Source organism: Ruminococcus sp. OA3, assembly GCF_022440845.1.
Classification (GTDB): domain Bacteria; phylum Bacillota; class Clostridia; order Lachnospirales; family Lachnospiraceae; genus Ruminococcus_G.
Genome location: NZ_JAKNTO010000001.1, coordinates 4,038,412 through 4,045,533 on the forward strand (window position 1 = coordinate 4,038,412; position 7,122 = coordinate 4,045,533).

A 7,122-nucleotide genomic window follows, 5' to 3' on the forward strand; every position below is an offset into this window, starting at 1 on the left:
CCTCCTCCATTTCCCATTGACATATACATACATCCATAGTATATTACTTTTATCGAACGTGTGTTTGTATTATGAGCGTTCAAACAGATAGCTCATATCATATTTTGGGAAAAATACTTTTTGTATTTTGCAGGCATCCTCGTAGTAGAATCCCTTTTGTGTATTACCATTAGCGATGTCACTAACTGTTTGATATCTACATCCGAGAAGTTCTCCAATCTGAGTGAAAGTTATTTTTTCAGCTTTCATAATTTGGATTAAGTTCTTATACAAAATTTCACCTCCTTGATATTCGCTCCTGCAAATATCTTAATTGTATTATATTCTCACTAGCAACCATTGTCAATAGTAATATTTGCATGTGAGAATACTTTTATATTTTATTCTATACCTTTATACGTTTTAACATATTATTCGCTTTACAATATTCGCATTATCGTATATAATATAGATATTCAGAAAAGAGGTGCTGTCATGGAAAGAGCTAAAATATTAGAAGAACTTATTAAAGAACATGGTTACAGTTTACGTTCCTTTGCTGAAAAGTGCGGTCTTCCCTATACCAGCCTATACACAATGCTAAAAAGAACTGGCGTTAATAAATCAAGCGTAGAAGCTGTGATTAAAATTTGCAAAGAACTGGGAATCACGGTTGAAGAGTTGGAAGATATGGTAAACGGTAATAAGAAAAAACAATACGAACCAACCTACGAGGATATTCAATCCATGGTTGCACGCAACGGAAAAAAACTCACGCTCGAACAAAAACAGGAGCTGATCAGGACACTTTTGTCAGAAGATGATTAAGCTCCCATAAGGAGTGATTTTGTTTGACGCATGAGGAAATTGAATGGAAAATCTTAGAGGTTTTTCAGAAATGTAACGTAAAATCGTTTCCGATCAATCTGTTCGATATGATTGAGCAATATGGATATGAGTGTATCGAATATACAGAACAGTCCAAAGTGAAACAGGAGGCATGCCAACAGATCAGTGATGATGCTTTCCGGCTAAACAACAAAGTCTATTATAATGACCAGGCTATGTTTTGCCGGCGGCGCTTCTCACTCGCTCACGAACTGGGACACATTGTACTGGGGCATCAACCGCCTTATACAAATGTAAAGGAACGGGAAGCCAATTACTTTGCCAGCCGGTTGCTTGCACCGCGCATAGCCATATACTATGCAGAATGCAAAAATGCAAACGACGTGTCCAAAATATTCCAAATAACTTATGAAGCATCCACTTATGCCTTTGATGATTACCGGCGTTGGCGGCGTTATGCTATTTACCATAAAAAGAATCTGCTTGACAAGCTGATGTACGAACATTTCTACAATGATGATTTGAAATGCTTTGTGTGGAATATCAGGAAGTGTCTGAACTGCAAAAAAGAGCTGTTTAATCAGCTGGAAGACAAATGTGATTACTGTAAAATGTATATACACAGACCGGATTATTTGTATGAAGAAAACAAGCTGTTAGTTGCAAAGGCTCGCCAACGGATTCGGCACCCTATCGAATACATACCGGGATTTTACGCCGCTGAGAGTTTGCGGGAAAGAAATGAAACTTATTATTAATAATAAACCAGACCACCATTCAAGGCTGATCTGAAAAAACACTTTTAAGGGAGGAATTTGTGTGAAAAAGAAAATTATTTGTTTAATGCTGTGCTGCATATTTGTTACGTCTATATACGGGTGCAATTCCAACGCTTCACCTGAATCTTCTGATGTATCAAAGCAGTTGGAAACATTGCAAAAAGAAAATGAAGAGTTAAAAAAGAAATTGGAGACTTCCACACCAACTCCAGAACAAACAAAAGAATCCATTACTGAATCTGTGGATTTTGAGAAAGGAACACAAAGAGTTACTCATGGTAGCTTTTCAGTAGAAGTTCCGACAAATTGGGAGTTGAGAAATGTTGAAAATTCTGACAATTTATATTTCTATGCGTCTTCCGATAATTCAACTTTTCTTATGCTAACAAATGGATATATCGAAGGTTTCAACAATGCACATGATGAATATATAGATATGAATATGGACGGGTGGGTCGAAGGAATAGGAAAAAGTCAAGGTGTTATTTCGGTAAGCGGTGTACAGAATATTGAATACAATAAAATACATACGAAATTTTTATCATATAAACAAAAGGTAGACGGCATATCATATACAGTGCAAGTGGTTGGGTTTCCTACAGATTACGGAATAGCGTCTATCGGAATGTGTGTTATTGACGAAAATACAATTAATTATGATAAAGATTTCAAATCAATTTTAAACACCTTGGAGCTCATTCCCATTTCCACACCTGAACCTACAGTCACTCCTACGCAGCCGCCAGAGCCAACAATTGAATCTTATGGTGCTGGTACACTTAAAGTTGGAGTAGACATTCCTGCTGGCGAATATATGGTGCTTGCCACAAATGAAAGCCGCGGCGGTTATTTTTCTGTAAATTCAGATGCAAATGGCGATGACATCTTATTTAATGATAATTTTGACTATAACTCTATAATAACAATACAAGATGGCGAATATTTAGAATTATCGCACGCAAAAGCGTACAAGTTTGATGAATGGTGTTTGCAGAATACATTTGACACAGCAAAAGAAGGATGCATGATGAAAGTCGGCGTCAATATCCCTGCCGGTGAATACATGGTAACATCAGAAGACGAAGGGTATTATTGCATTTATCCAGATAGCAGACAAAGCGATATTATTTCAAACGATAATTTTGAAGGGCAATCTTATATAAGCGTTTCGGACGGTCAATATCTTATTCTGTCACACTGTTCAATTGCACAATAATTTTTCAGCAAAAACCGCCCCAGTGCTACCAATACCAGGACGGCAAGAAATGAATTAACCGCTTCGGCGATTAATAATAAAATATGCAAGGAGGGATATGTATGAAAAAGAAAGTTTCAATTATTTTACTGGCTTTGTGCTTTTCCTGTTTTATGGTAGCGTGTAGTTCCGGAAAGATTTCCACAGACGAGAATGAACCTACCGATTTAACTGGAACTTGGGCCTCAGAAGACAATAATGGTTCTTATCAAGAAGCGGTAATAACTGGAGATACTATTGAAATAAATTGGATTACTGATGGTGGCAAAACTAAATCAATCTACTGGATCGGCACTTACACAGCGCCTGTAAAGTCCGTAGATGAGTATAGTTGGACTTCTAAAAGAGATAAAGAAAAAACAGACTCTGCAATACTGGCCTCCACAGATGACACTAAAGACTTTACATATAAAAGTGGAAAAATAAGCTATGAAGTTTCAGTGATGGGAACAACTACAACCACTGAATTAGATCAGGTTTCTAAAGATACTGCCATTTCTCCCGAAGAAGAACCATCCGTCACCGAGTCACCCACACTAAAAGCAACTCCAGAGTCTACTCCAGAAGTTGCGGTTACTCCAACTGCTGAAGAGCAAACAAATATAGATACTTCAGATTTGTACAACCATATTAGTAATGTGGGATATGCAAAAATGTTAACCGAATATGATTCCGTATTTATGAATGAACTTTCTATTCTTTCCGAAGATAAGATAGCAAAAATTATAAATGATAACGGAACTATGGGGGAACTACAATCAGTAATTTCTGACACTCTAACGCGCCTAGAATCCTCAGAGCAGATCCTGCAATTATATTATGATGAGTTTGACAAAGATAGAAATTCCGCCCCAATGGGTACTAGAATCATGACACTTCTATCGGATGCTCAATCTGCATTGCGTCAATATACAATTGCTATGCAGCACCTTCAAGATTATACTAACAACCCGAAACAAGAATACATTGATCATTTCCAAAAATACATGGATAAAACAAATGAATCATTAAATGATTATAAAGCTGTTCTTGAAGAAGAAAAAACAAAATTAGGTTTATCATAATACAAAAACTGCCCCCGGCGGCAACCAGGGGCGGCAAATGAATTAACCGCCAGTGGCGATTAATAATAAAATATTCAAGGGAGGAATATGTATGAAAAAGAAAATTATTACTGTAATTTTTTGTTCGATTACTTGTTCGCTTGTCTTATTTATGACTGCCTGCGGAGAAAACAAGTCCGTTGAACAAACATCATTTGATAAAACGAATACTGCAAACACACAATTAATTGATAAAATTCCCGTTCCTGAAATACCAAGTAGTATAAAGATAGAGTTCAAAACTGATATTACAGATAACCCATCAGCAGAAGAACAAACAAAATTCGATTTTGCTCATGATCTTTGGTATAAAGGTGATACAGAAGAAGCTTTAAAAGAATTTGAGGGATTTTTGGAAACATATTCAGAAAGTGATTTAGCAGATGATGCCCAGTATTACATTGGAGTATGCTTCGATAATTTAGAAGATTATGAAAATTCACTTGAGTCATACTCTAAAGTTATTATAAATTATCCCAACAGTTCATCTGTAGCTTCGGCGTATTATAGTATTGCGTGGGTGTATGGATACGCGCTCGATGATCCAGAAAAAGCAATACCTTACTATGTTGCTTGCATAGATAAAGCAAGCTTAAGTCAAATTGATACAGTGAATAAAGCAATTACAAACTTAGAAGAAACTACAAGTATACAATTTGAATACCCCAACTCGTATGACGCACCAACGCAATTACCAAATGATCTTTCGGGATTACAGCCCAATACGAATGAATCTGTTGATAAAATATTGGAAATTGCTCGTTTAAATTCAAAAACTGCATTAGATTATGATTTGGAAATAGCCTACAATTACATAAAAAATAATTATCCAAATTACTACACTGATAATTTAAAGATGGAGCTAACAATGTACTATGGTACTTTACTTGACTGTTCATTTCCTGAAACATTTGATCTTTCAAAACTAGGTTTCAAAGCCTTGGAATGTGTTAAATATGTGTACCGTGGATATGATGCAATAGACTCACCCGACACTCAGGTTCATTTGCAAAGATTAGAAAAATTAATACTTTCTAGTAAAGGATATTTTTGAAATAATTTAAAAACCGCCCCAGCGCCAACACCGGGGGCAAATGAATTAACCGCTTCGGCGATTAAGATAAACCAGATCACCGTCGAATTGACCTGATCTAAAAACACTTGTAAGAGGAGGGATTTATATGGCAATGATTAATTGTCCAGAATGTGGAAACGAGGTAAGTAGTCTTGCGACAACATGTCCTAAGTGTGGACATCCGATGAAACTCAAAACATCAGAAAATAGTAACATTAAGAGCAATTATACCTCAAACCAGCCAGAGAAAAAGAAAAAAAAGAAAGGTAGTTGTATTGGTGGGCTTATTGTAATTATAGCAATAGTTGCAGTTATAGCAGCCATTGGGGGCGGTGGCGACAAAGAAGAAACAAAAAAAACATCTTCTACAAACACTGCTGCGAAAGCTACAGAAGAGTCACAAAAAGAAGCTCAGCCACAAGAAGAAATAATGGAAATCGACCCAGACACTTTACTGACAGATTATGAAGCAAATGAAGTTCGCGGCGATGAGTTATACGACGAAAAGATGATGCGCATCTCTGGCACAGTGGGAAGTATCGGAAAAGATATTATGGAGGATGTGTACATAACTTTTGCCACTGCAGAGGAATATTCAATTACTTCTGTACAGTGTTATTTTAGTGACGATGAGCAAATCAAAAAAGTCATGGAACTTGCGGAAGGTGATATAGTAACCATTGTCGGAAGATGTGATGGAAAATTTGGAAATGTACTTATAAGAGACTGTACATTTGAATAATAAAAAACCGCCCCCTGCGCCAACAGGAGACGGCAAGCATACATCCGAGAATGCATACCCAAATTCATACATATTGTATCATTCTCGGACAGCTACTGCAAGCGGAACACATGTTTCCTGCTGGCTGTTATTTTTATACCATTTTTTAAGGAGGATGATACTATGCCAACAGCTCGTAAATTACCATCCGGGTCATGGCGGTGTCAGGTGTTCAGCCACTACGAGACCGTGACACTTGAAGACGGATCTACAAAAAAGAAGAGGATATATAAATCGTTCACCAGTGACGATCCCAGCAAAGAAGGAAAGAAGCTGGCAGAGCTGGCTGCCACTCAATACGCAGCCGACAGAAAGAAAGCAAGTTCATACTGTTCACTTACTTTCAGAGAGGCCCTAACAGAATATATCAATCAGCGCACATCTGTATTGTCCCCGTCTACTGTACGAGAATACAAGCGTACCCTAAATAGTTCTGTGCCAGGCCTGATGGATATTAAAATATGTGATATTACACAGGAAGATATACAGGAAGCAATTAACATCGAAGCTCGTACACATAAACCAAAGACAGTACGGAATACACACGGGATTATATCGGCGGTACTTCGCACGTATCGCCCTGATTTCGCGCTTAATACTGCGCTGCCTAAGAAGATACGTCCAGAGCTATATATTCCGTCAGACAGCGAAATACGAGTCCTGCTTGATCAGGTAAAAGGGACTGAGATGGAACTCCCTATCCTACTCGCGGCATTCGGTCCAATGAGGCGCGGCGAAATCTGTGCCCTTCACAGCAGAAACATTCACAGTAATATTGTCCATGTATGCGAAAACATGGTCCTGTCTTCTGATCATAAATGGATCATAAGACAGCCCAAAACATATGCAGGTGACAGATATATCGAATTCCCGGATTTCGTAGCTGAAAAGTGGAAGGATAAGGAAGGAAGAATTGTAAACTTAAATCCATGCATGGTCACAGACCGCTTCAGGCACATTTTGGAAAAGTCTAATCTCCCTCATTTTCGCTTTCACGATTTGCGTCATTATTCAGCAAGCATACAACACGCACTCGGGATTCCGGACGTATATATTATGCAGCGCGGAGGATGGGGCAATGATGGAGTCCTAAAAGCAGTATACAGACACGCCCTTGAAGAGAAAGAAAAAGAGATGAACAATCTTGCAAACTCACATTTCATGAACATTATGCAACACGAAATGCAACACGGAAAAAAATAGAGCGCGCAAACGCGCACTCTATAGGCTGCGGGCAACAGGACTTGAACCCGTATCAAGCATATTTCAGTAAAGTGCGTATTTACGCCATTTCCCCCGTA

Annotated in this window: 8 protein-coding genes; 7 read left to right on the forward strand and 1 reads right to left on the reverse strand. The window is 38.0% G+C overall.

Translation table 11 applies throughout. From position 1 onward, the window contains the following. Positions 1-69: 69 nt before the first annotated feature. Positions 70-273 carry a DNA-binding protein gene (locus tag MCG98_RS18660; RefSeq protein ID WP_240299832.1) on the reverse strand — a complete coding sequence of 68 codons (204 nt, stop codon included), beginning with the start codon at positions 271-273 and terminating at the stop codon, positions 70-72. Positions 274-474: 201 nt separating this feature from the next. Between MCG98_RS18660 and MCG98_RS18665 the strand changes: the two genes are divergently transcribed. The 7 genes from MCG98_RS18665 to MCG98_RS18695 all read left to right on the forward strand — a co-directional run bounded on the left by MCG98_RS18665 (position 475) and on the right by MCG98_RS18695 (position 7,024). Next, entirely contained in the window at positions 475-807 is a 333-nt protein-coding gene (locus MCG98_RS18665) for a helix-turn-helix transcriptional regulator (protein ID WP_240299833.1), read from the forward strand. A gap of 23 nt (positions 808-830) precedes the next feature. Continuing rightward, complete coding sequence (locus MCG98_RS18670; RefSeq protein WP_240299834.1) at positions 831-1,586, forward strand: ImmA/IrrE family metallo-endopeptidase; 756 nt, start codon at positions 831-833, stop codon at positions 1,584-1,586. A 61-nt stretch (positions 1,587-1,647) separates the two neighbouring features. Next, on the forward strand, positions 1,648-2,823 hold the full coding sequence (locus tag MCG98_RS18675) for a hypothetical protein (RefSeq protein ID WP_240299835.1): 1,176 nt from the start codon (positions 1,648-1,650) through the stop codon (positions 2,821-2,823). Positions 2,824-2,924: 101 nt separating this feature from the next. Next, positions 2,925-3,926: a hypothetical protein gene (locus MCG98_RS18680; RefSeq protein WP_240299836.1), complete on the forward strand. Its 1,002-nt coding sequence runs from the start codon at positions 2,925-2,927 to the stop codon at positions 3,924-3,926. A gap of 91 nt (positions 3,927-4,017) precedes the next feature. Then, positions 4,018-5,019 carry a tetratricopeptide repeat protein gene (locus MCG98_RS18685; protein ID WP_240299837.1) on the forward strand — a complete coding sequence of 334 codons (1,002 nt, stop codon included), beginning with the start codon at positions 4,018-4,020 and terminating at the stop codon, positions 5,017-5,019. A gap of 127 nt (positions 5,020-5,146) precedes the next feature. Next, on the forward strand, positions 5,147-5,782 hold the full coding sequence (locus tag MCG98_RS18690; RefSeq protein WP_240299838.1) for a zinc ribbon domain-containing protein: 636 nt from the start codon (positions 5,147-5,149) through the stop codon (positions 5,780-5,782). Positions 5,783-5,944: 162 nt separating this feature from the next. Then, complete coding sequence (locus MCG98_RS18695) at positions 5,945-7,024, forward strand: site-specific integrase (RefSeq protein ID WP_240299839.1); 1,080 nt, start codon at positions 5,945-5,947, stop codon at positions 7,022-7,024. The last annotated feature ends 98 nt before the right edge of the window (positions 7,025-7,122 follow it).

Excerpts from the sequence above, each read along its gene's own strand:
- MCG98_RS18685 (WP_240299837.1), top strand. The coding sequence starts at position 4,018 with ATGAAAAAGAAAATTATTACTGTAATTTTTTGTTCGATTACTTGTTCG.
- MCG98_RS18695 (WP_240299839.1), top strand. The coding sequence starts at position 5,945 with ATGCCAACAGCTCGTAAATTACCATCCGGGTCATGGCGGTGTCAGGTG.
- MCG98_RS18665 (WP_240299833.1), top strand. The coding sequence starts at position 475 with ATGGAAAGAGCTAAAATATTAGAAGAACTTATTAAAGAACATGGTTAC.
- MCG98_RS18680 (WP_240299836.1), top strand. The coding sequence starts at position 2,925 with ATGAAAAAGAAAGTTTCAATTATTTTACTGGCTTTGTGCTTTTCCTGT.
- MCG98_RS18690 (WP_240299838.1), top strand. The coding sequence starts at position 5,147 with ATGGCAATGATTAATTGTCCAGAATGTGGAAACGAGGTAAGTAGTCTT.